The 24,890-nt window shown below is 58.2% G+C and carries 19 protein-coding genes and 2 tRNA genes; 11 read left to right on the top strand and 10 right to left on the bottom strand.

Annotated features, from left to right (window positions below):
- The first annotated feature begins 3 nt into the window (after nucleotides 1-3).
- Together F506_RS17020 and F506_RS17015 are read left to right on the top strand one after the other, a co-directional pair.
- A complete protein-coding gene (locus F506_RS17020; protein ID WP_053199377.1) occupies nucleotides 4-375 on the top strand; it encodes a Rieske (2Fe-2S) protein in 372 nt (123 codons plus the stop codon).
- Between the two features lie 79 nt (nucleotides 376-454).
- Nucleotides 455-1,495: a S49 family peptidase gene (locus F506_RS17015; RefSeq protein ID WP_053199375.1), complete on the top strand. Its 1,041-nt coding sequence runs from the start codon at nucleotides 455-457 to the stop codon at nucleotides 1,493-1,495.
- A 72-nt stretch (nucleotides 1,496-1,567) separates the two neighbouring features.
- Here F506_RS17015 and F506_RS17010 read toward each other — a convergent pair whose 3' ends face one another.
- Nucleotides 1,568-2,320 carry an SAM-dependent methyltransferase gene (locus F506_RS17010; RefSeq protein ID WP_053199373.1) on the bottom strand — a complete coding sequence of 251 codons (753 nt, stop codon included), beginning with the start codon at nucleotides 2,318-2,320 and terminating at the stop codon, nucleotides 1,568-1,570.
- Between the two features lie 199 nt (nucleotides 2,321-2,519).
- Between F506_RS17010 and F506_RS17005 the strand changes: the two genes are divergently transcribed.
- Nucleotides 2,520-3,977, top strand: a complete 1,458-nt coding sequence (locus F506_RS17005) for a Ppx/GppA phosphatase family protein (RefSeq protein WP_053199371.1) — start codon at nucleotides 2,520-2,522, stop codon at nucleotides 3,975-3,977.
- 65 nt (nucleotides 3,978-4,042) lie between these two features.
- Here F506_RS17005 and F506_RS17000 read toward each other — a convergent pair whose 3' ends face one another.
- Together F506_RS17000 and F506_RS16995 are read right to left on the bottom strand one after the other, a co-directional pair.
- Nucleotides 4,043-5,701: a peptide chain release factor 3 gene (locus tag F506_RS17000; protein ID WP_053199369.1), complete on the bottom strand. Its 1,659-nt coding sequence runs from the start codon at nucleotides 5,699-5,701 to the stop codon at nucleotides 4,043-4,045.
- A gap of 238 nt (nucleotides 5,702-5,939) precedes the next feature.
- On the bottom strand, nucleotides 5,940-7,304 hold the full coding sequence (locus F506_RS16995; RefSeq protein WP_167552706.1) for a DUF3300 domain-containing protein: 1,365 nt from the start codon (nucleotides 7,302-7,304) through the stop codon (nucleotides 5,940-5,942).
- A gap of 348 nt (nucleotides 7,305-7,652) precedes the next feature.
- Here F506_RS16995 and F506_RS16990 point away from each other — a divergent pair.
- The 5 genes from F506_RS16990 (at nucleotide 7,653) to F506_RS16965 (ending at nucleotide 12,929) form a co-directional block, all read left to right on the top strand.
- Nucleotides 7,653-7,729: transfer RNA gene (locus tag F506_RS16990), tRNA-Pro, on the top strand.
- Nucleotides 7,730-8,337: 608 nt separating this feature from the next.
- Nucleotides 8,338-9,678 (top strand): lipopolysaccharide biosynthesis protein, encoded by a 1,341-nt coding sequence (locus F506_RS16980; protein ID WP_144424079.1) that lies wholly within the window; start codon nucleotides 8,338-8,340, stop codon nucleotides 9,676-9,678.
- A complete protein-coding gene (locus F506_RS16975; RefSeq protein WP_053199363.1) occupies nucleotides 9,675-11,033 on the top strand; it encodes a hypothetical protein in 1,359 nt (452 codons plus the stop codon). Before F506_RS16980 ends, F506_RS16975 begins: the two co-directional genes overlap by 4 nt.
- A 397-nt stretch (nucleotides 11,034-11,430) precedes the next feature.
- Nucleotides 11,431-12,465, top strand: a complete 1,035-nt coding sequence (locus F506_RS16970; RefSeq protein WP_158443134.1) for a methyltransferase domain-containing protein — start codon at nucleotides 11,431-11,433, stop codon at nucleotides 12,463-12,465.
- A 387-nt stretch (nucleotides 12,466-12,852) separates the two neighbouring features.
- Nucleotides 12,853-12,929: transfer RNA gene (locus F506_RS16965), tRNA-Arg, on the top strand.
- Nucleotides 12,930-13,069: 140 nt separating this feature from the next.
- Here F506_RS16965 and F506_RS16960 read toward each other — a convergent pair.
- From F506_RS16960 to prfB, 7 genes are all read right to left on the bottom strand, one after another.
- Nucleotides 13,070-14,020, bottom strand: a complete 951-nt coding sequence (locus F506_RS16960) for an amino acid ABC transporter substrate-binding protein (RefSeq protein WP_235471187.1) — start codon at nucleotides 14,018-14,020, stop codon at nucleotides 13,070-13,072.
- 201 nt (nucleotides 14,021-14,221) lie between these two features.
- Nucleotides 14,222-15,010, bottom strand: coding sequence for a MetQ/NlpA family ABC transporter substrate-binding protein (locus F506_RS16955; RefSeq protein ID WP_053199357.1), 789 nt, complete (start codon nucleotides 15,008-15,010; stop codon nucleotides 14,222-14,224).
- Nucleotides 15,011-15,024: 14 nt separating this feature from the next.
- Complete coding sequence (locus F506_RS16950) at nucleotides 15,025-15,687, bottom strand: methionine ABC transporter permease (RefSeq protein WP_053199355.1); 663 nt, start codon at nucleotides 15,685-15,687, stop codon at nucleotides 15,025-15,027.
- Nucleotides 15,684-16,694 (bottom strand): methionine ABC transporter ATP-binding protein, encoded by a 1,011-nt coding sequence (locus tag F506_RS16945; protein ID WP_053199353.1) that lies wholly within the window; start codon nucleotides 16,692-16,694, stop codon nucleotides 15,684-15,686. The genes F506_RS16950 and F506_RS16945 overlap by 4 nt, the downstream gene beginning before the upstream one ends.
- Before the next feature lie 226 nt (nucleotides 16,695-16,920).
- Entirely contained in the window at nucleotides 16,921-17,547 is a 627-nt protein-coding gene (locus tag F506_RS16940; protein ID WP_083457971.1) for an outer membrane lipoprotein, read from the bottom strand.
- Nucleotides 17,548-17,725: 178 nt separating this feature from the next.
- Nucleotides 17,726-19,276 carry a lysine--tRNA ligase gene (gene lysS, locus F506_RS16935; RefSeq protein WP_053199349.1) on the bottom strand — a complete coding sequence of 517 codons (1,551 nt, stop codon included), beginning with the start codon at nucleotides 19,274-19,276 and terminating at the stop codon, nucleotides 17,726-17,728.
- Between the two features lie 104 nt (nucleotides 19,277-19,380).
- Nucleotides 19,381-20,485 (bottom strand): peptide chain release factor 2 gene (gene prfB / locus F506_RS16930; protein WP_144424078.1). Its coding sequence is split into 2 segments (ribosomal slippage): nucleotides 19,381-20,403 and nucleotides 20,405-20,485, totalling 1,104 coding nucleotides; the frame shifts between segments, so codons are not numbered across the junction.
- 143 nt (nucleotides 20,486-20,628) lie between these two features.
- Between prfB and F506_RS16925 the strand changes: the two genes are divergently transcribed.
- The 3 genes from F506_RS16925 to F506_RS16915 all read left to right on the top strand — a co-directional run bounded on the left by F506_RS16925 (nucleotide 20,629) and on the right by F506_RS16915 (nucleotide 24,743).
- Entirely contained in the window at nucleotides 20,629-22,584 is a 1,956-nt protein-coding gene (locus F506_RS16925; protein WP_053199347.1) for a PhoX family protein, read from the top strand.
- Nucleotides 22,585-22,847: 263 nt separating this feature from the next.
- Nucleotides 22,848-23,573 carry a hypothetical protein gene (locus tag F506_RS16920; protein ID WP_053199345.1) on the top strand — a complete coding sequence of 242 codons (726 nt, stop codon included), beginning with the start codon at nucleotides 22,848-22,850 and terminating at the stop codon, nucleotides 23,571-23,573.
- 153 nt (nucleotides 23,574-23,726) lie between these two features.
- Nucleotides 23,727-24,743, top strand: a complete 1,017-nt coding sequence (locus F506_RS16915) for a GlxA family transcriptional regulator (RefSeq protein ID WP_053199343.1) — start codon at nucleotides 23,727-23,729, stop codon at nucleotides 24,741-24,743.
- The last annotated feature ends 147 nt before the right edge of the window (nucleotides 24,744-24,890 follow it).

Here is a 24,890-nt window from a genome sequence, read left to right as displayed (position 1 = left end):
GCTATGGAAGAAACGGCGATCCCGGTATGCGCCTCGGCTGAAATCGAGGAGGGCGGCAAAGGCCGGCGCTTTGCAGTGTCGGTGCACGGCGACGACGCCACCGGCTTCGTGGTGCGCTACGGCGGCGCCGTCTACGGCTACCTGAATCGCTGCGCCCATGTCCCGATCGAACTGGACTGGGCCGAAGGCGAGTTCTTCGAATCGAGCGGCCTGTATATCATGTGTGCAACACATGGCGCGGTGTATGCGCCCGATAGCGGAAAATGCGAAGGCGGCCCCTGTACGGGCGCGCGTTTGCGTAAGATCATGGTGTTCGAAAAAGACGGCGCAATCTTCTGGGCGCCCGACGATTATGTAAGGCCCGCGCTGGCATAAGCCATGCGGGAACCCCGGCAGCCCCCGCCAGCGCAGCCAGCATGTGCGGCATCGGCAGGCTGCCGTTCCGAGTGACGATATGAGCAATAACGAATTTGAAAACCCCGAGGCGCAGCCGCCCAAGCCAGCTGAGCCCGTGCCGCCCACTACCGGCGCCACCGCAACGGCGGCTGCGGAAGAGAAGAAGGGCGGCTGGGAGCGCGACGTGCTGGAAAAGCTGGCCCTGTTCGCCGTCAAGGAACAGCGTGCGCGCCGGCGCTGGAGCATCTTCTTCAAGATCGCCGGCCTGGCCGTCTTCGTGTTCGTGGTCTGGAGCGCCTTCAACTACACCAAGTCGGAAGCGGAGCCGGTCGGCACCCATACCGCGCTGGTGGAAATCTCCGGCACCATCGAAGCCGAAGGCCGCGGTTCGGCCGCAGCGGTGATCCCGGCGCTGGACAAGGCATTTGCCGCCGACGATTCGATGGGGGTGATCCTCAAGATCAACAGCCCCGGCGGCAGCCCGGTCCAGGCCGGCATGATCAACGATGAAATCGTGCGCCTGCGCAAGGAATATCCGAAGAAGCCGCTGTACGTCGTGGTCGAGGAAATGTGCGCCTCCGGCGGCTACTACATCGCTGCGGCGGCCGACAAAATCTACGTCAACAAGGCCAGCATCGTCGGCTCCATCGGCGTGCTGATGGACGGTTTTGGCTTCACCGGGCTGATGGACAAGGTCGGCGTCGAGCGCCGCCTGCTGACTGCGGGCGAGAACAAGGGTTTCCTCGATCCGTTCAGCGCCCAGAATCCGAAGCAGAAGGAATACGCTCAGCAGATGCTCAATGAAATCCACCAGCAATTCATCGACATGGTGCGCAAGGGCCGCGGCCAGCGCCTGAAGGAAACGCCCGAGACATTCTCCGGCCTGTTCTGGACCGGCTCCAAGGCGGTTGAGATGGGCCTGGCCGACGGTTTCGGCACCGTCGACAGCGTGGCGCGCGATGTCATCAAAGCGGAAGACCTGGTGGACTACACCCAGACCGAAGGCTTGCCTGAGCGCGTGCTCAAGAAATTCGGCGTGGCGGTCGGCAGCGGCGTCGCCAAGTCGATGGTGGGCAGCAACGGATTGCAACTGCGCTGATTCCGCAATTCACGCAAAACAGCCGGCGAAGATGACTGCATCTTCGCCGGCTGTTTGCTTTTCAGCGTTTTATCAATCCGCCAGCAGCAGGAATACGGTCGGTTTCTTGTGAAAATCAGGCGTCTTGCCGGCGCCAAGTTCGCTCTTCCATTTAGCGGCGGTCTGCGTGCGGATCGCTTCGGTCGCCAACGTCAGATCGGTGGCCACGCTGATCAGGGTACTGCCGTTGCAGGCGGAGGCCAGCGCTTCGAGCATGGCGCCGTTGCGGTATGGCGTTTCGATCAGCAGTTGCGTCTGCCTTTCCTGGCGCGAACGCTCTTCCAGCTGCCTGATGCGTTTGGTGCGTTGTGCAGCATCGGTCGGCAGATAGCCGTTGAAGGCGAAACTCTGGCCGTTGAGGCCGCTGCTCATGACCGCCAGCAACAGCGACGAAGGTCCCACCAGCGGACGCACCTGAATGCCGTGTTGATGCGCCAGGCGCACCAGGTTGGCGCCCGGATCGGCCACCGCCGGTACGCCCGCTTCCGAGATCAGCCCGGCGTCCTGGCCGGCCAGCAGCGGCGCCAGCAAGGCCGGCAGCGCGGCGGCTTCAGTGTTGACGTTGAGTTCGGCGATGCGGATTTCCTGCAGCGGTTTGGCCAGCGGATGACGCACATTGACGAGTTTCAGGAAGGCGCGCGTGGTCTTGGCGTTTTCCGCGATGAAATACTCGAGACGCGCGGCCAGCATCTGCACCTCGGTCGGCAGGATGGACGCAAGCACATTGGAGTCCGCCGTCTCGGCGGGGCCCAGCGTATTGGGCACAAGATAAAGAATACCGGGCATGTCTAAGTCGTTAAAATAAGGGCTGGCGCTATTAGACCTGATTTCACCGCTGCCTGCGAGCTTTCGCAGGGTCTGCAGGGCAAGTCTTATGCGGTTGTCATGAAACTGTCATGCTAGACAACTATTGTGTCGGTTCAGCAGAAACATAAATTAGCTAAATAATTTCCGTACAGCTTTAACACCCTTCGAAAGGGAATGAATGTTTGCAGCAGTAGATCTTGGTTCCAACAGCTTTCGCATGCACATCGGCAAGCATGAAGGGGACGCCATTCGCGTCATCAAAAGCGCGCGCGATCCGATTCGCCTGGCAGCCGGCCTGGACAAGAACGGCAGACTGACGCCGCAGGCGATTGCCGGCGCGGTCGAGTCGCTGGCCCGCTTCCGCACCATCCTGCGCGATTATCAGCTCGACGCGGTACGCGTGGTTGCGACCAATACCCTGCGCGTCGCCAGGAACGCGCACGAATTCCTGCCCGATGCCGAACGTGCGATCGGCTATCCGGTGGAGATCATTTCCGGCGAAGAAGAAGGCCGTCTGATCTACATGGGCGTCGCCGGCGCGCTGGCCCTGCCTGACGAAGATCGCCTGGTGATCGACATCGGCGGCGGTTCGACCGAAGTCATCCTCGGCCACGGCAGCGATGTGCGCCGGGTCGAATCCTTCGGCATCGGCACCGTCAACCAGAGCCAGGCTTTTTTCGGCGACGGCTACATCAATGAAGCCGCATTCGAGCGCGCCATCTTGTCGGCGCGTTCGCATGTGGAAGATGCCGTGGTGCCGTTCGGCGCCCAGCATCGCAGCAAGGTCTACGGTTCGTCCGGCACCATGCGAGCGATCGCCGACACGATCGCCAAGAACGGCATGGGCGACGGCCGCATCACGCCCCAGAGTGTGGAAGAGCTCAAGCAGCGCCTGATCGCCTTCGGCCACGTCGATCATATCGAACTGGCCGGCATGAAACCGGACCGCGCCGCCGTCATCATGGGCGGCCTGGCGGTGCTGATCGGCCTGATGCAGGAATTGAATGTCTCGGTCATCTCGCCGGTCGAAGCCGGCCTGCGCATGGGCGTGATGTGGGACTTGCAATTGCGCGCCACGCAGCGCGACCGGCGCGAACAATCGGTGGACGATTTCAGCCGGCGCTTCCACATCGACGAATTGCGCGCGCGCCAGGTGGCGGAGACCGCGCTCGGCTTCTTCCAGATGCTCAAGCCCGGCAACGAAGCCTACGCCAAATACCTGAACTGGAGCGCCTTGCTGCACGAAGCCGGCCTCATCGTGTCGCAGAGCAGCTACCACAAGCATTCGTCCTACCTGATCGCCAACGCCGATCTGCCTGGTTTCACCACCCGCGAACAGCGCGTGATGAGCACGCTGATCCTCGGCCAGAAGGGCAACCTGCGCAAGATCGGCGAAGTGGTGTCCGATCCGGACTTCGCCAAGGCGGTGCTGGCGCTGCGACTCGCGGTGATGTTCATGCATGCGCACATCACGCTCGATCTCGACGACATCCGCCTCAAGATGAAGAGTCGCATCGATATTGAAATCAAGCGCGATTGGCTGCGCGATCACCCGACCGTGTCTTACTGGATGCAGAAGGAGCAGGAGTGGTGGAGCGGCATCGGCGTCGATTTATCCATCCGCGTGAATGCCTGAAGAAGACTTTCCGGCATAAAAAATCCCCGCATCTGGCGGGGATTTTTTATTGATGCAGCGCAGCCTCAGTCAAGCTTGGCGGCATGTTCGCGCGTGGCGTGGAAGGTGACTTCCGGCCAGCGTTCCTGGGTCAGGCGCAGGTTCACGCCCGAGGTCGCCAGGTAGGCCAGGTTGCCGGCCGCGTCGTGCGCCAGGTTGAAACCGGCGGACGATTTTTCGAAATCTGCCAACTTCTTCTTGTCGTCGCAAGTGACCCAGCGCGCGCTGCTGATGCTGGTGCCTTCGAACACGGCGTCGACGCCATACTCATTGAGCAAACGGCTCGCCACCACTTCAAACTGCAGCACGCCGACCGCGCCGAGGATCAGGTCGCTATTGTTGGTCGGCTTGAAGACCTGCACCGCGCCTTCTTCGCCCAACTGCTGCAGACCCTTGTGCAATTGCTTGATCTTGAGCGGATTGCGGATGCGCGCAACGCGGAAGAAATCCGGTGCGAAATAAGGAATGCCGGTGAACTGCAGCAGTTCGCCTTCCGAGAAACTGTCGCCGATCTGCATGTTGCCGTGGTTGGGCAGACCGATGATGTCGCCGGCGTAGGCTTCTTCCACCTGTTCGCGGCTGGACGCCATGAAGGTGACGACCGACGATACCTTGATCTCGCGATTCAGGCGCAGGTGCTTGAGCTTCATGCCGCGCTCGAAGCGTCCCGAACACACGCGCAGGAAGGCGATGCGGTCGCGATGGGCGGGGTCCATGTTGGCCTGGATCTTGAAGACGAAGCCGGAGAACGGCGCTTCCTTCGGTTCCACGCTGCGTACGGTGGCGTCGCGGCTGCCTGGCGCCGGGGCCCAGTCGAGCAGGGCGTTGAGGATTTCGCGCACGCCGAAGTTGTTGATGGCGGAGCCGAAGAACACCGGCGTCTGGATGCCGGCCAGGAACTCGTCCAGGTTGAACGGATGCGACGCGCCGTGCACCAGTTCGACTTCCATCTTGAGCTGTTCGATCTCCAGCGGGAACATCTCGACCAGCTTGGGATTGTCGATGCCCTTGATGATTTCGACGTTGCCGTCGGCGCGTTCTTCACCGGCCTTGAACAGCATGATTTCGTCGCGCAGCAGGTGATACACGCCGCGGAAATTCTTGCCCATGCCGATCGGCCAGGTCACCGGTGCGCACTGGATCTTGAGCACCGATTCAAGCTCGTCGAGCAGTTCCAGCGGATCGCGCGTTTCCCGGTCCATCTTGTTCATGAACGTGATGATGGGCGTGTTGCGCATGCGGCAGACGTTGAGCAGCTTGATGGTCTGCTCTTCCACACCCTTGGCGGCGTCGATCACCATCAGCGCCGAGTCGACCGCCGTCAGCACGCGATAGGTATCTTCCGAGAAGTCCTGGTGGCCCGGGGTGTCGAGCAGGTTGACCACGTGGTCGCGGTATTCGAACTGCATGACCGAGCTGGCTACGGAGATGCCGCGCTGCTTTTCGATTTCCATCCAGTCGGAGGTGGCGTGGCGGCCGCTCTTGCGCGCCTTCACGGTGCCGGCCAGCTGGATCGCGCCCGAGAACAGCAGCAGCTTTTCGGTCAGCGTGGTTTTACCCGCATCGGGGTGGGAAATGATGCCGAAGGTGCGGCGGCGCTGAACTTCGCGCACGATCAGTTCGAGCGGGGCCTTGCTGGTCGAGCCGGAGTCTTCGTTCGCGGAATCGGGAGTAATGTCTTGCATCGTGAGTCGGTAGGTCGAAGGCGTTGAAAGCGATGAGCGCCCTGTACGGCAGGCGGCCTGCGTGGCGGCTGCCGTCGTTCAAGGGAATGTGACAGAAATAGAAAAAGGGCTGGAGAAGATCCAACCCTTTTGTTTCCCGGCGCTCTAGGCGCCTGGTCACGTCTCGGAAGCCGCGATTATAGCGTATTCGCGGCCATTCTCCGCGTTCTGGACGCAGGTCGCGGGTTTCAGGCAGGCACTATTTCCTGTCGGGGCGATCGGGACGGTCCGGACGGTCGGGGCGCTCCTCGCGTGGCTGGGGCCGTGGTTCGGGACGCGGAGCTTGTTCGTGGCGTTCCTGCGGCGGCGGCGCGGCATGGACGGCGGGAGCCGGGCGCGGCGCTTGTACTTGCGGCTCGGGGCGCTGCATTGCCTGCGCAGGAGGCGCGCGATGTGTTGCTGGTGCTGCCTGCGGTTCCGGACGGTGCTCCGGGCGCGGTGCGTTGTCAGGCCGTTCTGCACGTTCGGGACGCTCAGTGCGATTCGGATGTGCGGCGGCTGGGGATGGAGCAGCGGGCGCAGGGCGAGTCTGCGGTGCTTGCTGAGGGGTCTGCAACTGCGGTGTCGGCGCTGGTCGTTGCGGGGCCGCAGCGTTGTTCGGTGCAATCAGGTTTGCTTGCGCAGGCCGATTCTGGTCGCGACGGTTGCCTTGGTTTGGCGCCATCGGAGCGGCGGCGCCGGACGCCGGATTGGGGCGCGAAACATTGCCCACATCCGGGCGGCGATCGTCGCGGCCATTGCGCGGGCTGTGCTGCCACACCACCGGCTTGTTGTTGACGACCACATTCTTGGTCACGTTATTGGTGACGTTGACATTGTTGATGCGCACGTTGTTGACCAGCACATGATGCTGCCGCCAATCGGGACGCGCCTCGCTGTAGACCGAACGCACGATGCCGGTGCCGACGCCGAAGGAAATGCCGATCGAGACGTTATAGCTGGGCGGGCGATAGCGTGGCGGCGGGGCCCAATAGACCGGCGGACGCTGCGGCCACCACCAGCCGCCGTACACCACGGTCGGATTGTAGTAAGGCACGTAGATGACTTGCGGATTGACCGGCTCGATCACGATGATCTGTTCCTGTTGCACGATGCGCTGCTGGTTGCTCGATTGCAGGTTGCCCGCGATCTGGGCCTTCATGCGCAGGTTTTGCACCGTGTCCATCACATTGGCCTGCTGCGACAGGAATGCGTCGCCGAGGCGTTGCGTCCAATCCAGTTTGTCGTTCATCATCGCCAGCACCGACGGAAACTGCGCCAGCGATTTCACGCTCGGATCCCACGGCATCGGCGCAATCGAGCGTGCCAGCGCATCGCCCTGCAGGCCGGGACGGCTGTCGACGAAGCGCGCGGCCTGGACCACTTCCAGCGGATAAGTGGCGGCCATCAGCACTTGCGCGAGCAGCGAATCGGGATACAGTGCGACCGGCGCCAGCATCTGGTCCAGTTCTTCCTGCGAAAATACCGCAGGCGGACGGTTCATGTCTTGCGCTGACACATTGGATAGGCCGGATGCCATCGAAAAGAGGGCGGAGGCGATCCAGGCGAGGGTTCTCTTGTTCACGGTGATTCTCCTTTGCTCTTGGCGCGCGAGGTACCGACGATCGCTGATAAACGATTTACGCCATTGCCGGCCTTGCACCGCACGCAAAAAATACGGGGTATCAATTCAGGCAACGCGGCTCACGCGCTGATGTCCTTATCTTCGATCAGGGAATCGCAACAAGGTGTAACCAAACTGCAAGGGATGTTTCATCTTCCGAAGCCGGATGGGAAGCGCGAGGCACGATTGCGTCGAACGCGGAAAAACATGAGTCTTCGCGTACGCTCATAGGAGAAATTTTAAAAATATTGAAGAAAATGTGAAGAAGGTGTTGACCGAACCCCCATGTCGGGATATTATCTCGCTTCTCGGAGTGTAGCGCAGCCCGGTAGCGCACCTGGTTTGGGACCAGGGGGTCCAAGGTTCGAATCCTTGTACTCCGACCAAAATATCTGTATCAATATCAACGGCTTAGATCATCAAGATCTAGGCCGTTTTTATTTGCGCGCGACTTTTCCCATCACCTTTTCCCATCACCTATCTACGACCCTGAGCAACGTCATCGTGTCGCGTGCGTGCTGCACGCTATTGGCCAACCCCACCAGGCACTTGGCGACACTAACCATCGAGTTGCAGTGTCGCATGACTGGCTCTTCCATCATGAGGTGTGCGATGAGCAGTCCGTAAATCTGGTGCTTCTGAAGGCGTCGAAGGTAGCAGGCATTCCGGCATGGCGCCGACTTGGCATCTACCTTGGGATGACGATAGGAGGTTACAGCTCTTGGGTAGAGGAAGGCGCTGGTGTCGGCCACTCAGTGGCAAATGGTCGAGCGATAAGGATGCTGCACCTATAAAGCCGAGAACAAACAAGATAAAAATCGGTCCATGTTGATGGCCGCATGATCTAAAGCGAAGGTGGCGTAGATGAAAGCGGTGGGTCAGCGTCATGTTTGACTGTCCATTTTGTAGATGGATTCCGCAATACCGCGGCTTGATACCTAATTTCGTCACGCTTCGCTGCTCACGCGCCTGTCTACTCGTTCTGGATTCAGCATTGGCACTGAAAAATGCGGCCGGGCGAGAGCAATTCAAATTAACTCATCTGATCGTGGGAAGCATGATGCTCGCTCGTATGTTGCCTCGCGCATTGACACTTTTTAAGACGGCTTTTAGCGTCGCGTCCGCGAGATTTTTTTCAATAGCACTGTTCGCTCTTTCTGCACGCCACTTTTCCCAGCACGAAAACGGAGTTTTCATTTATGCCATTACATTGCCTCAGCTTTTAATTCAGTTGGGCACCATTGGCTGGTTGAATGTAATCAGACGGGAGATAGCCCGAAGGTCGGAGATGCCTGCAAACCTTTTCAAGGGTTTCGTACTCCGTTCAATTCAGATACCGTTGCTTCCCGTTTTGGCGATTGGAGTCGGTTTAGTTCTATTTTCGTTCTTAAAGAGCGACGACCAAAGCCTGTTCTTATGTGCCGCAGCAATTACAGTTGTTTATGCTGTGGTGGCAATTCTCCGAGAATATCTAATCGCTCTTGGCACGCCAGCTTTCAGCATTGTGGCATCTGAAACGATCCCTTTTGGATTTGCCAGTATCTGCATATGGTTTTTCCCGCCAGCGCACGCCACTGGCGCTGCGCTCTTATTCCTGTTAGGGCTATTAGTCTCCTGTGGGCTGCAGATTCCGGTGGCGATGCGCGCGTTGAAGCCTTATATCAAGCAAGGCAGGCCGGAGTACAGAACTCGTTCCTGGATCCGTGCAGGAGGATTCTCTTTGCTGGGATTCGGAGGGAGAACAGTGCTGGATAGACTGGACACAATTGTATTGGCGACCTTGGCGCCAGCAGTGCAGTTCGCTCACTATAACTCGGCGCAGAGGGCCACGGTGCTATTGATGGTTGCACCGATGGTCCTTTTGCCGGTCTTTTCACCTCACGTAAGTAAGGCATTTTTGCTTAATGACATTCCACTATTACGCCGTGAAATGTTATTGCAAACAGCAATCGTCGCTACCTGCGTACTCCCGTTAGCATCAATATTGATACTTTATCCAGATGCCGTCATGGGCTTTCTGTTTGGTGAAAAATACACCACGTCTAATCAAATACTTGGATTGATTGTATTTTCCCAAGTGATGTTCGCTCTTTCTCTGCCGTGGAGCAACCTGACGCTGATGAGTGATAAAGAAAGCACCTATGGATATGCACATATTCTGGTGCTGCTATTGGTCTTTCCTATCGCATTGGGGATGGTCCAAGCTTGGGGCGCCTACGCAATTGCCCTTGCGTCATTAGTCGCAAACACGGTTTTGTTTTCTGTATTTTTCGGTCTCGGGATGTACGATCTTATGGTGGACGAAGGAGATGCATATAAAGGGGCGTGTCTGTGATCGTCGCAAAGATTTTACTGATTTTGGTATTTATTCTTGCATGGTTGAAATCGCGCCGATCTCGGCAAGCCGAGCCAAGCGATTTTTTTATTCTCTCCTTTCTGCTTATTTATGTACCTGGCTTCCTATTCAATCCAACTGGGCAGACTAGCCTTAATGGATTGCATTTGGGTGAAGCGGCGGCCAGAAGGGCGGACTTTGGCATGATGATGGTGTTCGGTATCAGCACGCTCATGTTCACCTTGCGGAAATATGTCGAGCAAAAGTTTCCTGTCTTAACGAATTTGAGCGAAGCATTTACGTCATCGCGAATTTCTGGATTTTTTGCGGGCGTGGCCGCCATTTTTACTGTGGCTTTTTTTACAGGCCTGTTATTAAACGCTGATTTCCGCGAGTTCAAGTTAGACACTCTCAAATTCCTCACTTTTCAGTTTCAGGGTATAGATTATAGGTTCGTGCGCAACGAAAAATTTTTAGAGTCTTGGTTAATCGAGAGCTTTCTTGGAAGGGCCAGATTTACGATCATTCCAATTTTATTTTGTTTCGCGATCTATCCGTTGCTAACACGGAAAAAAATAGTTTTTGGCATCCTTGCCGCGACGGTGATTTTTGTAGCTTTACCTGCTTCACTGTCCAAACTTCCTATTTTTTTCTTTTGCGGATATGGCGTTATTTTAGTCGCCACTAGATATCCTCGCTTCCTCGATATCCGTCTTCTTTCTGCCATGCTTTTCATCGTCGCGACGATCATCGTTACGATGCTCGTTGTTTTATACACTGCGCAGTATCAAAACGCCGTCATCGGAGGATCCGTACTGCCTCTAAATCTTGCGGTTGAAAGAATATGGGGGGAGACATATTCGGTTGTCGTGCGATATTTTGCAGTGTACCCAGACATGCTGCCTTTTACCGGTTTAAGTGGCATTAATGTGCTTGCCAAACTGAGTGGGATACCCCCGCGCTGGCCCGACGTCGAAGTGGCTTTAACTTTGCTTGGCCCGGATAGTGGTAGCAATCCCGGTGTTTTTTTTCTCGGGGGTTATGCTGCGTTTGGCATGCCAGGACTTTGCATATTTGCGCTGCTGGGGCCGCTTGTTCTATGGTGTTTGGATTTCATAGGGAGGCGAATCCAAATGAGGCCGATTCGTGTCACCTACTTGGCAGTGTTGGGAATGAATGCGGTATTCTTAAACCAAATCGCTTTACAGACTGCCTTGTTGACCTATGGACTCGCTATAGTGCCGATCTTTTTGTTTTTCCTAGATCGCGTATTTTTGAAGGTGTGGCTTCCGCGTCGAATTCCGGGGGAATCGAAACCAACAAACGGTGTGTTTAATGCTGTCGACGAAGGGTAATTAATCCCTTCTGGGCGTCAGCGTTCATTCCAATTTTCGAAGGATCCGCTTTGCGGCATTGAAGCTGAGGGGGACCGCAAGAGTCGGCCCCCACACGGGCTAGTTTGGTGCAGCCGCTTAGCCACTTGTTGACATGTAGCTAGCGACCGTTTATGGGGTTCTGCTTCGACACCATTGGTAGAACAAATAGATTTTCCGCGAGGGGGTATGCCAGAACCAACAGTCGAGATCTCGGACGAGCAATACCGGATGCCCTTGGACAGTCAAGCTCAAGGCAAGGAATTGTCGTCAGTAAATACTGACTTTGCGCCTTATAATGCGATGCAAACAAGTATTGGCATATAGTTGTTACCAATCAATATTTGCATTTCTCAGAACAACAGAGGCGCTGACAACGATGCTGCAAAAAATTAAAAGTAAGTTAAGTTCTGGTATTGGAATTCGAGTTGGAGAATACCGGGCGTCGTTTCGCATCAGTCGTGTGCAGGAGAGCCGCGCCCCGTCAAATCCGATGCTATCAGCGTTGGACGTTCGGCAGGCGCTCTACCTACGATCCAAATTTGATTTTCTTGCGCAGTTTGACCTTCCAATTGAAGAAAATACTGCATCAGGTGTTCTGAATTTCTACTACAAGCTGTTACCTTCATTAAATGGAGAGGCGCGTGAAGTAGCCGCGCGAAATGCCCTGCGTGAGCTTCAAAAGAAGGTTCCGAACTCCGCCTTACGTGAGCGTATTACCTTGGAAATCGCCAAGAGCGATCTTCGAAATGGGATCCCTGATCGCAGCAAGGTGCTGCGCGAGACCGAACTGCGGGATAGTTTGGAGAATGCCTTGGCGGTTTCGGATGCTGCCTACGGGGCTAATTTAGTGACGGGCTCCTGGCCGCACGTTTCACGGGGCAGCGCATTGAAGTACTTTTTTCAGAATCATGACCACCTACTACGCGGCAAGCGTATCCTTCATTTCAGCCCGGAGGAGGAGCTGCGGGAATGGATTCAGTCAATTCGTTCTGATGCGTCGATCGAATATATGACGTCAAATATTGTGGGCGATGACGTCGACACGAACCAAGATCTGACAAATATTACATTGAAGACTCAGTTTCATGTGATTATTTGCCATCGGGTCCTAGAGCATGTTCTTGATGATGCAACGGCGATGTCGGAGCTATTTCGGGTTCTGGTTCCGGGAGGTGTTTTGAGTGTGTCTGTGCCTCAGAGCATGCAGTTAGCGAAGACATGTGAATGGGAAATACCAGACGAAACTCACCACGGTCACGTTCGCCACTACGGTGCGGATTTCAAGGATCGACTGACGAACGCGGGATTCCGCGTGATTGATGAGCGATGGCTGCTTGATCAAGCCGAAGACCGCCTAAAGGAAAACAACGCTTTTCCACTTAGAATGTATCTCGCTTACAAGCCTTTTTAGCGTCACATATTAAACGACAAAAAGAGCCCACCTCGTGTGGGCTTTTTCAATTTTGAGAGAACACTACCGACTCCCGTTGGGAGAGTGGGCCCCCCCCTTCTATTCAATGATTGATGTCAAAATCTGACTGATCTAAATTCGAGATTGAGCGACTTTTGCGCGACTCTCCTGTGCCGTCATAGGTACAACTCTGCTATAATCTTGAAACGGACAGAGTCAAGTCTTTGATTTATAAAGACACTAAAATGTGTGGTCTGGTTTGGGACCAAGGGGGCCAAGGTTCGAATCCTTGTACTCCGACCACACATAAACGGGCTGTCGAAAGACAGCCCGTTTTCATTTCCGAAGACGATTTCAAGCGCCGTCATTTCTGCTTGATTCCCCGATCTGCCCTTAGCTCAACCGGATAGAGCAATGGCCTTCTAAGCCATAGGTTAGGGGTTCGATTCCCTTAGGGCAGGCCACCTCATCCTCGTCATTCCTTGCGCTTTCAGGCACTTGCCGATTCGTCTTGCGAGCTGCGTTCGTTCCAGCGATAACCCCCCATGCATGCTGCGCCTGTCATCCGTGGATAGCGGAAGCATTGGCGGCAGGCGCCATGAAGTCAATTGGTGATCTTGTCCGTCGGATAGCGCAGCGAGTCGCGCAGGATATAACTCATCGGCATGTCCAGCGAGCGCTTGTCGGGGCCGATCGGTTGCATGAACCAGCGATTATAGAGACGGTAGATTTCTCCGCTGTTGGCCAGTCTGGCCATTTGCCGGTCGACCATTTTCTTGAATTCCGGATCGTCGTTGCGCAGCATGATGGCGTAGGGTTCCACCGACAGCGGTGTACCGACGATGGCGAATTTCTCGGGATCGACGGCATTCTCGCGTGCGCCGTATAGCAATATCTCATCCATGATGAAGGCGTCGGCCATGCCGTGCTCCAGCATCGAAAAACACTCCCGGTCGCCATCCCGTTCAACCACAGTCAGGTCGAGGTAGCGAATGTTGCTGCGCTTGTTGATCACATCAATCATCGCCGTGGCGCGTGTGGTCACCACGCGTTTGTTGCGCAGGTCATTCCAGTTCTTGATGGAGGATCCGGCTTTCACCAGCATGCGCACGCTGGTGAAGAAATGCGGGATGGTGAAGGCGAATTTCTTGCGGCGTTCGGCGTTGTTGGTGCTGACGCTGCATTCCAGGTCGGCGCGGTTGTCGAGCAATGCTGTGAAACGGGATGAGGCATTGACGGGCAGGTACTGGATCTTGATGTCCGGCATGCGCAGTTCCTGGCGGATGCCCTGGATGATCTTGCGGCAGAGTTCGACGGTATAGCCGCTGACTTCGCCATCCGGCTCGATCACCACGAATGGCGACAGATTGTCCACGCTTCCCATGAACGACAGGACGATGGTTCTGGTTTCGCGGATCTTCTTGATGGTGTCGCGGGCGGAGGCGGTTGCTGCAAGCGTGCTGAGCAGGATGACAAGAAAAAGGAAAGGGAATAATCGGTTGAAGCGCAATCGGGCGGTTGACGCCGGGGAAGAGAACAAGGGAGCGTAGTTCATGTGGGACGGTCTTTCCTGCAACAACACCGGCTGATCTTATGATGCATGTTGTCGAGATTCAAGCGCAGAAGTCCCGTGATATTCCTCAGCATTGAAAAGAAACAGATTAATAAAAATAATTCGATCGAACACGCAAATTAATTCTGCATAAAAAAAGCCCGGCATGCCGGGCTTTTTCATCAGGCTTTGCAGAAGGCTCGATCAGAACGCCGGCACCACCGCACCTTTGTATTTTTCCTCGATGAATTTCTTCACGGCAGGCGAGTTCAGGGCGGCAGCCAGTTTCTTGATGGCGGCGCTGTCCTTGTTGTCCGTGCGCGCGACCAGCAGGTTGGCGTAAGGCGAGTTGGCATCTTCGATGAACAGCGAATCCTTGACCGGATTGAGCTTGGCTTCGATCGCATAGTTGGTGTTGATCAGCGCGACATCCACCTGGTTCAGCACGCGCGGCAGCGTTGCAGCTTCAAGCTCGCGGAATTTCAGTTTCTTCGGATTGTCGGTGATGTCTTTTTGCGTGGCCGAGATGCTGCTCGCATCCTTCAGTTTGATCAGGCCGTTGCGGGCCAGCAGCAGCAGGGCGCGGCCGGAGTTGGACGGATCGTTGGGGATGGCGATGGTGGCGCCATTCGGGATGTCGGCGGTCTTCTTGTATTTTTGGGAGTACGCGGCAAACGGTTCGACGTGGACCTTGGTCACCGGTACTTCAATGTCGTTCTTGTGGCTCTTCTTGAATTCATCCAGGTAAGGCTGGTGCAGGAAGAAGTTGCCGTCGACTTGCTTTTCGTTGGTTTGGGCGGCAGGTTGCACGTAGTCGGTGAACACTTTCACCTGCAGGTCGACGCCTTCCTTGGCCAGCGTCGGCTTGATGAATTCGAGGATCTCGGCATGCGGCACCGGCGTGGCGGCGATGACCAGCTTGTCGGCGGCTTGTGCTGCGGCGGCGAACAGGGTCAGGGATGTGGCGAGCAGAAGAGACAATTTGCGTGACATGTATTACTCCTTTTTTATTTACGTGTGAAATGCAGGACCAGACGATCGCCGAAGAACTGCAGTAACTGCACCAGTACTACCAGGACCGCGACGGTGACGATCATCACCTCGGTCTGGAATCGTTGATAGCCGTAGCGGATGGCCAGGTCGCCCAGGCCGCCGCCGCCGATGACGCCGGACATGGCGGCGTAGGACATCAGCGTGATGGCGGTGATCGTGACGGCGGCCAGCAGGCCGGGCAAGGCTTCCGGCAGCAGCGCGCCGAAAATGATCTGGTGTGTTTTGGCGCCCATGGCCTGGCAGGCTTCGAGCACGCCGCGGTCGATTTCGCGCAAGACGTTTTCGACTAGGCGCGCAAAGAAGGGCGCGGTGCCGATCACCAGCGGCGGAATGGAACCTTCGACGCCCAGCGAGGTGCCGACCAACAGCAAGGTGATCGGAATCATCACGATCAGCAGGATCAGGAACGGCACCGAGCGCAGCACGTTGACCGCCAGCGACAGCACCAGATATATCCCGCGTTGCGCCAGCAATTGCTTGCGCGCGGTGAGAAACAGCAGGATGCCCAGCGGCAGTCCGATCAGCACGGTGAAGAACAGCGACAAGCCGGTCATTGCCAGCGTCTCCAGCGTGGCCTGGCCGATGTCGCCCCAGTCGATGACGGAGAAGTCGATCATGCCAGCACCTCGTGATGAATCCGATAGTGATCGAAATGCGCGAACACCTTGGCGAGGTCTTCGTCGCTGCCGTTGAGCTCCACCAGCAACTGGCCGTAAGGGATGTCCTTGATGCGCGAAATCGTGCCTTGCAGGATGGTGATCACCGCCTGCGTGGCGGCGGTGATGTTGGTCAGGATCGGCTGGTAAGTGATGTCGCCGACAAACGTCAGGCGCACCACCTTGCCTTTGATATGTTCGAGGCCGATGCCGTCCTGCTGTTCGAAGGTGTGGCTTTCGGCGACCAGCTTTTGTGTCACGGCATGCCGGGGATGGAGGAACACGTCGGTGACCTTGCCGCTTTCGACGATGCGGGAGTCGTCTATCACCGCGACGCGGTCGCAGATGCTGCGTATCACCTGCATCTCATGCGTGATCAGCACAATCGTCAGGCCGAGCTTGCGGTTGATGTCGAGCAGCAGGCGCAGGATCGATTGCGTGGTTTCCGGATCGAGTGCGGACGTGGCTTCATCGCACAGCAGCAGGTGCGGATAATTCGCCAATGCGCGTGCAATGCCGACACGCTGCTTTTGTCCGCCGGACAACTGCGCAGGATACTTGTCGCGGTGTTCGGACAGGCCGACCAGCTCCAGCAATTCAGAGACGCGCGCCGCCCGTTGTTCGCGCGTGTACTTGCCGGTGATCTTCAGCGGCCAGTCGATATTGGCGGCGACGGTTTTGGCGTTGAGCAGGTTGAAGTGCTGGAAGATCATGCCAACGCGCTGGCGCAATGCATGCAGCTGCGCGCCGTCGAAACGCGTGATGTCTTCGCCTTCGATGAAGATGCTGCCCGAGCTCGGACGTTCGAGCAGGTTGAGCGTGCGGATCAGCGTGCTTTTACCGGCGCCTGAGCGGCCGATGACGCCGAAGATTTCACCTGCGTCGATATGCAGGTTGATATCGGTCAGTGCGGTGATGTCCCGGTTGGCAACTTGATAGTTTTTGTGGAGATGCTCGATGCGAATCACGGGAGTAAGAATGAATGAAAAGAATGAATGAAGTAGCGATCAGTCTAGCAGCACGGTAATAGAGCGTGAACGCATAAATAGTTGAATGCTTATTCGGTTTTGTAATGAGCGAGGACATAAAAAAGCCGTGTCGGCACAGGGCAGACACGGCTTTTTAACAACTGTAAAACAAGACCGGAACGTACTATCCGGCAGGTTGCTGCATCCCGATGCAGCCGGTCAACAATCAGCCGCGGCTGGTCAGGTGACCGTTCACGACGCGCACCTGATCGCCGACGCGCCAGCCTTCACCCGACTGCGGGAAGGAACGGACGCTGCCGTTTTCCATACGGACGTCGACTACATAGCTGGTGGTGGTGCGGGTGTGTTTTTCCACTTCGTTACCGGCATAACCACCGGCGCCTGCGCCGGCGACCGTGGCGAGCGTACGGCCGTTGCCGCTACCGATCTGGTTACCCAGTACGCCGCCGAGCACGGCGCCGGCCACAATGCCTACGCCACTGGCTTTAGGCGTGTGCTGAATTGCGCGCACAGCCTGCACTTCGCCGCAGCTGGAGCAACGCGCCACCGCTGCCGGAGCAGGGTTGCCGTAGCTATTGCTGTTTTGTTGGGCTTGCTGGGCGTAATTGGCCTTGGGCGCCGGTTGCTGGTTGTTTTGCGCCTGCTGCAGCTGTTGCGGCGATTGCGGTGCGGTGGTCGCATCCGTCATGGCCTGCTGCGGCGCGACGCTGCTGTTCGATGTCGGCAGCAGACCGGTGATGGCAGCGACGCCAACCAGACTGACCAGCGTCACCGCGACAGCAGCGGTGGCGACAAGGGGATGAATGCGGCTGGGTGATTTGACGACTTCCATGATGGGCCTCTCCGTATTGGTGTTGATGTGAGGCGATTATGGAGTACAAGCCATCGGGAAAAAAGACGGATAGTGTGTCAGTTGTAAAAACTTGTATCTCAATGTAGGACAAGCCGGAAAGGCCTTGTAGGCGCTTTCCGACTTGTCTGTTTTTCCGGCTTGGAAGAGGGCTTTTCGGTCAGTCTTCGCGGCGCAGATGCGGGAACAGGATGACGTCGCGGATGTTCGGCGAATCGGTGATCAGCATCATCAGGCGGTCGATGCCGATGCCGCAGCCACCGGCCGGCGGCATGCCGTATTCGAGCGCGCGGATGTAATCGGCGTCGTAATACATGGCTTCTTCGTCGCCTGCGTCCTTCGCGGCGACTTGCGCCTGGAAGCGCGCCGCCTGATCTTCGGCGTCATTCAGCTCGGAGAAGCCGTTGGCGATTTCACGGCCGGTGATAAACAGCTCGAAACGCTCGGTGATGCCGGCCACCGTATCGGAGGCACGCGCCAATGGCGAGACTTCAACCGGGTAATCGATGATGTAGGTCGGTTCCCACAATTGCGATTCAGCGGTTTCTTCGAACAGCGCCAGTTGCAGCGCGCCGATACCGGCCTTGGCCAGGGGAGCCTGGTCGGTCTTGACGCCGAACTTCTTGAGCGCGGTGCGCAGGAACTCGATGTCGCCCAGTTGCTCGTCGGTGTATTCCGGCGCGTACTTCTTGATGGCGCCGGTGATGGTCAGGCGCTGGAACGGCTTGGCCAGATCCAGTTCGCGGCCCTGGTAGGTCAGCGTCGCGGTGCCGTGCGCATCGATGGCCGCCTGGCGGATCACCTGTTCGGTGAAGCTCATCAGCCATTGGTAGTCGACGTAGGCCGCATAGAATTCCATCATCGTGAATTCCGGATTGTGGCGCGGCGAGACGCCTTCATTGCGGAAGTTGCGGTTGACTTCGAACACACGGTTGAAGCCGCCGACCACCAGGCGCTTCAGGTACAGCTCGGGCGCGATGCGCAGGAACATCTGCATGTCCAGCGCATTGTGATGCGTGATGAACGGTTTGGCTGCTGCGCCGCCGGGGATGGTATGCAGCATCGGGGTTTCGACTTCCATGAAGTCGTTCTTTTCCATGAAGCGGCGGATCGACGACATCGCAGCGGTGCGCGCCTTGAAGGTGCGGCGCGTTTCTTCACTCATGATCAGGTCGACGTAGCGCTGGCGGTACTTGGTTTCCTGGTCCGACAGGCCGTGGAACTTGTCCGGCAGCGGGCGCAGCGACTTGGTGACCAGGCGCAGGCCGGTCACCTTGACCGACAGTTCGCCGGTCTTGGTCTTGAACAGCGTGCCTTCGGCGCCGAGGATGTCGCCCAGGTCGTAATGCTTGAAGGCGGCATGTGCAGCTTCGCCGGTGACGTCGTTGGTGACGTAGAGCTGCATGCGGCCATCGGCGCGCGGGCCCGATGCGTCCTGCAAGGTCGCGAACGAAGCCTTGCCCATCACGCGCTTCAACATCATGCGGCCGGCGATCGAGACCTTGACCGGATTGGCTTCCAGCGCCTCGTTGTCGAGCTCGCCGTATTGCGCATGCAGGGCGGCGGCGTTGTGTTCGGGGCGGAAGTCGTTCGGGAAGGCGACGCCCTGTTCGCGGATCGCGCCGAGCTTGGCGCGGCGTTCGGCGATGATGGCGTTTTCATCTACTGGCGGCTGCTGTGGCTGTGCGGCGTTATCGTTTTGTGTGGTCATGATGTCGGAAATTCGTTAGTAAGAATGGGCAGGGAAAGAACCGGACTGCCGATCTGCGCCGCAGCAGCGTACTGCTGCGGCGGGGATCAGTATCAGTATTCGGATCAGACGCCTTGTTTCAGCGATGCGGCAATGAAACCATCCAGATCGCCGTCCAGCACGGCCTTGGTGTTGCCCATTTCAAAGTTGGTGCGCAGGTCCTTGATGCGCGACTGGTCCAGTACGTACGAGCGGATCTGGTGGCCCCAGCCCACGTCGGTCTTGGAGTCTTCCAGTTTTTGCTGCTCGCTCATGCGCTTGCGCAGTTCCAGTTCGAACAGCTTGGCGCGCAGCATGTCCCACGCCTCGGCGCGGTTGCGGTGCTGGCTGCGGTCGTTCTGGCATTGCACGACGATGCCGCTGGGGCCGTGCGTGAGGCGCACCGCGGAGTCGGTTTTATTGATGTGCTGACCACCGGCGCCGGAGGCGCGGTAGGTATCCACGCGCACGTCGGCCGGATTGATGTCGATCTCGAAGGATTCATCGACTTCCGGATAGACGAACAGGCTCGAGAACGAAGTGTGGCGACCGTTGGCGGAGTCGAACGGCGATTTGCGCACGAGACGGTGCACACCGGTTTCGGTGCGCAGGAAGCCGTAGGCGTATTCGCCCTCGACCTTGATCGTGGCGGTCTTGATGCCGGCGACTTCACCGTCCGACTGTTCCAGGATTTCAGCCTTGAAGCCCTTGCGTTCGCAGTAGCGCAGATACTGGCGCAGCAGCATGGACGCCCAGTCTTGCGCCTCGGTGCCGCCGGCGCCTGCCTGGATGTCGATGAAGCAGTTGTTCGGGTCCATGGGATTGCTGAACATGCGGCGGAATTCCATGCCTTCAACCAGACCCTTGATGGTTTCTGCGTCGGCTTCGATGGCTTCCAGCGTCTCTTCGTCCTTTTCCTCGCGCGCCATCGCGAACAGGTCGCGCGTGTCATTGAGGTCGCCGTCGATCTTGATCAACGTATGGACGATGTTTTCCAGGGATTTCTTTTCCTTGCCGAGGTCTTGCGCGCGCTTGGGATCGTTCCAGACTTCCGGATCTTCCAATTCGCCGTTGACCTGATCGAGTTTCTCCGACTTCACATCGAAGTCAAAGATACCTCCGTAATTCAGCTGCACGCACCGCGAGGTCGTCCAGCAGGGATTGGAGGGAATTAAGGCGTTCTGCTTCCATGATTATGTCTTTTGCAAACCAAACCTCGCATTATACAAGACTGGAACGGCATATCTCCTGTCACAAAGGCGTCATGTTGGACGATTAGCATCACGCGATTCCGTCAGGTAACTGTCAGACATTGTCAAAAAGGAAAAATGCCCATGAAATCAGCCTCCCGCCAGATCAGCACGCCAACGTCAAACGGCGCCGAAATCCAGCCCAAACGCCGTGAATTGCTCAAAGTATTCGCAAGTGCGCCCTTGTTGCCGCTGACGCTGTCGGCATCGGGCCTGCTGGCCGGTTGCGCCACCGCATCCAACCGCAGCGGTTTCGCTTCGGCCTCGTTCAGCGGCATGGCGGCGCCGTCGCTGGCGAATCCTGCGGCCATGGCGACCACCACCGTGGCCTCAAGCCTGGACGTGGTGTTCCGTGACGGCGCGAAGCAGAGCTATCAGCTGACCTACCAGCCGTTTTTCATGACCGGCGACATGGTGCCGGACGGCAAGGGCGGCAAGCTGCTGGCCGGCGGCTACTACGACATCAACAACCAGCCCATCATCGACCGTTCGGTGCCGGGCAAGGAGCGTCACTTTTTCTCGGATTGCCCGGATGGGTCTTCGCTGCTGACGCTGAAGGGCGCGCAAGTGCCCGGCGTCAACGGCAACACGGTGTTCGCCGTGGTCCAGTTCGAATACACCACGCGCGACCAGAAGCAGGCCGCGATGTACGGCCAGTTGCCGTCGCCGATCGCGGTGCTGACGCTGGACCAGGACCCGGCCACCGGCAAGCTTTCGCTGGTGAAGTATCACAATGTCGATACGTCCGCCGTCAACGGCCTGTGGATCACCTGCGGCGCCAGCCTGTCGCCATGGAATACCCATCTGTCGAGCGAAGAGTACGAACCCGATGCCACCGCCATCGCCGGCAACCCGCAGTTCCAGGCCTTCAGCAAGAACCTGTTTGGCGACGCGACCCGCGCCAATCCCTATCACTACGGCCATTTGCCGGAAATCACGGTGCACGCCGACGGCAGCGGCAGCGTGGTCAAGCATTACTGCCTCGGCCGCATTTCGCACGAGCTGGTGCAGGTCATGCCGGATCGCCGCACCGTGCTGATGGGCGACGACGCCACCAACGGCGGCCTGTTCATGTTCATCGCCGACCGTGCAGCCGACCTGTCGGCCGGCACGCTGTACGTCGCCACCTGGACCCAGACCTCGGGCGTTGGCCCCGGCGCCGGTACGCTCGGCTGGGTGCGTCTGGGTCATGCGACCAGCGCCGAAATCAAGGCGCTGGCCGACAAGCTCAAGGCCGCCGATATCATGGACGTCAAGACCAGCGATCCGCAGGATGCTTCCTATACGAAGATCCCGTTCAACGGCAAGACCAACTGGGTCAAGCTGAAGCCCGGTATGGAGCAGGCCGCCGCCTTCCTCGAGACGCATCGCTACGCCGCGCTCAAGGGCGGCAGCCTTGGTTTCACCAAGATGGAGGGCACCACCGTCAACGCCAAAGACAAGATCGCCTATTCGGCCATGTCCTATGTGCAGACCTCGATGCTGGACGGCTCCGGCGGCATCAAGGTGCAGGGTCCGAAGGCTGGCGCGGTCTATGCGCTGAACATGAAGGGCGGCCAGAACGACCTGTCCGGCACGGCCATCGACAGCGCCTGGGTGCCCGTCGACATGGCTCCGCCGGCCGCGCTGGTGGGCGAGGACCTGAAGCAGGCCGACGCGCTCGGCAACCTGGCCCACGCCGACAAGATCGCCAATCCGGACAACATCAAGTTCTCCGAAAAGCTGCGCACGCTGTTCATCGGCGAAGACAGCGGCATGCACGTGAATAATTTCCTGTGGGCGTACAACGTCGACACGAAACAGCTGTCGCGTGTCCTGTCGTGTCCGGCGGGCGCCGAATCGACCGGTTTGCATGCGGTCGACGAGATCAACGGCTGGACTTACGTGATGAGCAATTTCCAGCACGCCGGCGACTGGGAAAAACCGCTGCACGACAAGGTGAAAGATGCACTGGACCCGCTCGTGCGCGCCAACTACAAAGACCGCTTCGGCGCCACGGTCGGTTACCTGACCGGGATGCAGTTGCCGACGCAAGCCTGATTGCGCTGACGGAGGGATGTTGGAAGAGAGGCTGCGGCCTCTCTTTTTTTGCGTCCGCAGCATGAAAAAACCATGTCCGGCGACGAAAATGTCAACGCATGCGCGGCATGTCGTTATATGCTTGCCTCGATTCTCTGGATGCCGAAGCAGTTTCCCGACGTGCGCCACAGGTACGATGCACATGGCCGGGACCGATTTCTTCGCCGGACGAAATGGGCGCCGAACTCATTTCACTCTCCGGCAGTCATAGCGGAATGCAAAAAATGAGACCAACCGCCGCCGCCTGTTCCACCATGTTCGCCATCGTGCTGCTGGCGGCCTGCTCATCTGCTCCCACCCCGCGCGGCGAGGTCAAAGGCGCTTCCGCCAGTTCGCGCGAAATGGGGCAGTCCGACACCAACCGCGTCGCCACCCTGGCCATGCGCGCCAATCTTGAGAGCCTCTACCTGCTGATGGACAAGCTCTACCGCCGCAATCCCGGCGAGTGGAAAAAAACCGGCGCCAGCCGCGAAGAGGTCGTCAAGCGCGTACGCGAGGCCGTCGAAAAACGCCAGACCTGGGACGACCTGCAAGGCAAGCACGACATCGCTGCCATGGCGCTGGCGCTATCGCCGGATTTCAAGGGCGACCGCGTCGCCGCCTTCATCTACGCCACGGCCGACATGATCGTCACCGCCCACGGCGGCAAGATCGAGTTCTTCCTGATTGACGGCCTCGACGCCCAGTACTTGTACAACGCCGCACGCAATATCGAAACCGCGGCCTGGATGCTGAGCAACCGCCGCAACACCGCCGGCCAGCCGCTGCTGCTGTCCGACGAGATCAACGCTGCCGAACGCAATCTCAGTTTCGAGCGCGAGTTTGGCAAGATCATCGGCCGCCTCGACTTGCTGGCCGAATTCATTACCGAAAAATATCGCCGCGCCGGCATCAGTTACGTGCAAAACCTGCTGGGCGGCTCCTTCCTGCAATTCCTGCCGGTGCGCTGAACGGCAACAAGACCGCGCGGCAACATCCACATATTCTCATTCGCCATTCACCGTGATGGCGGAATATGTCCGGTGATTGTCCGGGCGCGTCATCGTGGGGCCGATGCCGATGCGGTAACATGAGCCCCATCCAGTCACCGATCAGAGGGAACCATGGCCGCCTCCACCAGCACCGACGCCGGCATCCCGGTCTATTTCCTGTTGCGGGAATCGCTGCTGACGCTTGACGTGATCGGTCCGGCGGAAGTCTTGCGCTACGCCAACCGTTTCGCCGAACAATCAGGGCGCGCGCCGTATTTCGACCTGCATTTCATCAGCGTGCATCGGGAAGTGGGCACCTCGGTCGGCCTCACCATCAGCGGTTTCGAGGAGCTGCCGGAAGGCTTGCCGGACGATGCCATTCTGGTGCTGAGCGGCTGCGTCGGCCGTGACGACGACTTCAGCAGCGCCGCCGACCAGCTGGTGGTGGCCTGGCTGCGCCGGCATTGCACCGTACGCCACAAGCTGGTGTGCATCTGCACCGGCACGTTGCTGGCGGGTTACGCGGGCCTGCTGGGGCAACGCAAGTGCACCACTCATCACAGCCATATCAAGGAATTGCGCGGTATTGCGCCCGCCGCCGAGGTGCTGGAAAACCGCATCTTCGTCGAAGACGGCGACCTCTGCACCAGCGCCGGCGTCACGACCGGCATCGACCTGGCGCTGCATCTCGTGGCGCAAATCGCCGGTCACGCCTGCAGCGCCTCGGTGGCGCGTTCGCTGGTGGTCTACATGCGCCGCACCGGCGCCGATCCTCAATTGTCGCCGTGGCTGGTGGCGCGCAACCACCTGCATCCGGCGGTGCATCGCGTGCAGAACGCGGTGATCAAGGATCCCGCCGGCGACTGGAGCGTGGCGCGGCTGGCCGAGATCGCCTGCACCAGCGAGCGCCATCTCACGCGGTTGTTCCGCGAACATACCGGCGACAGCCTGGTCGATTACATTCATCGCATCCGCATCGCGTTGGCGCGCGACCTGCTGGTACAGTCGCCGTTCGACATGGAACATGTGGCGGAGAAGGCCGGCTTCCATTCGAGCCGGCAACTGCGCCGCGTGTGGAAGAAATTCGAAACCCATCCACCTTCGATGCATCGCGAACAGGCCGAGGCAGGCGCTGCGCGGGTCGCCTGATCCCGCCCGCGTTCCTGGAAAACTGCCGCGAATGCACACTTTTTCTACATCTTTTTCCGTGCGTCGGGGCTATGATCCCGCCTGGACGCAGGGAATGGATGCACCGTCGTAACTATCCTCCTGCTCTCCGGGATTGCCCACCACACC

The organism is Herbaspirillum hiltneri N3 (genome assembly GCF_001267925.1).
GTDB lineage: Bacteria > Pseudomonadota > Gammaproteobacteria > Burkholderiales > Burkholderiaceae_D > Herbaspirillum > Herbaspirillum hiltneri.
This window is presented reverse-complemented; position numbering and strand designations above follow the sequence as displayed.

What these genes read in the sequence shown, in the direction of transcription:
- F506_RS17020 (WP_053199377.1), top strand. Translation starts at nt 4, where the DNA reads ATGGAAGAAACGGCGATCCCGGTATGCGCCTCGGCTGAAATCGAGGAG.
- F506_RS17015 (WP_053199375.1), top strand. Translation starts at nt 455, where the DNA reads ATGAGCAATAACGAATTTGAAAACCCCGAGGCGCAGCCGCCCAAGCCA.
- F506_RS17010 (WP_053199373.1), bottom strand. Translation starts at nt 2,320, where the DNA reads ATGCCCGGTATTCTTTATCTTGTGCCCAATACGCTGGGCCCCGCCGAG.
- F506_RS17005 (WP_053199371.1), top strand. Translation starts at nt 2,520, where the DNA reads ATGTTTGCAGCAGTAGATCTTGGTTCCAACAGCTTTCGCATGCACATC.
- F506_RS17000 (WP_053199369.1), bottom strand. Translation starts at nt 5,701, where the DNA reads ATGCAAGACATTACTCCCGATTCCGCGAACGAAGACTCCGGCTCGACC.
- F506_RS16970 (WP_158443134.1), top strand. Translation starts at nt 11,431, where the DNA reads ATGCTGCAAAAAATTAAAAGTAAGTTAAGTTCTGGTATTGGAATTCGA.
- F506_RS16960 (WP_235471187.1), bottom strand. Translation starts at nt 14,020, where the DNA reads ATGAACTACGCTCCCTTGTTCTCTTCCCCGGCGTCAACCGCCCGATTG.
- F506_RS16955 (WP_053199357.1), bottom strand. Translation starts at nt 15,010, where the DNA reads ATGTCACGCAAATTGTCTCTTCTGCTCGCCACATCCCTGACCCTGTTC.
- F506_RS16950 (WP_053199355.1), bottom strand. Translation starts at nt 15,687, where the DNA reads ATGATCGACTTCTCCGTCATCGACTGGGGCGACATCGGCCAGGCCACG.
- F506_RS16940 (WP_083457971.1), bottom strand. Translation starts at nt 17,547, where the DNA reads ATGGAAGTCGTCAAATCACCCAGCCGCATTCATCCCCTTGTCGCCACC.
- lysS (WP_053199349.1), bottom strand. Translation starts at nt 19,276, where the DNA reads ATGACCACACAAAACGATAACGCCGCACAGCCACAGCAGCCGCCAGTA.
- F506_RS16925 (WP_053199347.1), top strand. Translation starts at nt 20,629, where the DNA reads ATGAAATCAGCCTCCCGCCAGATCAGCACGCCAACGTCAAACGGCGCC.
- F506_RS16920 (WP_053199345.1), top strand. Translation starts at nt 22,848, where the DNA reads ATGAGACCAACCGCCGCCGCCTGTTCCACCATGTTCGCCATCGTGCTG.
- F506_RS16915 (WP_053199343.1), top strand. Translation starts at nt 23,727, where the DNA reads ATGGCCGCCTCCACCAGCACCGACGCCGGCATCCCGGTCTATTTCCTG.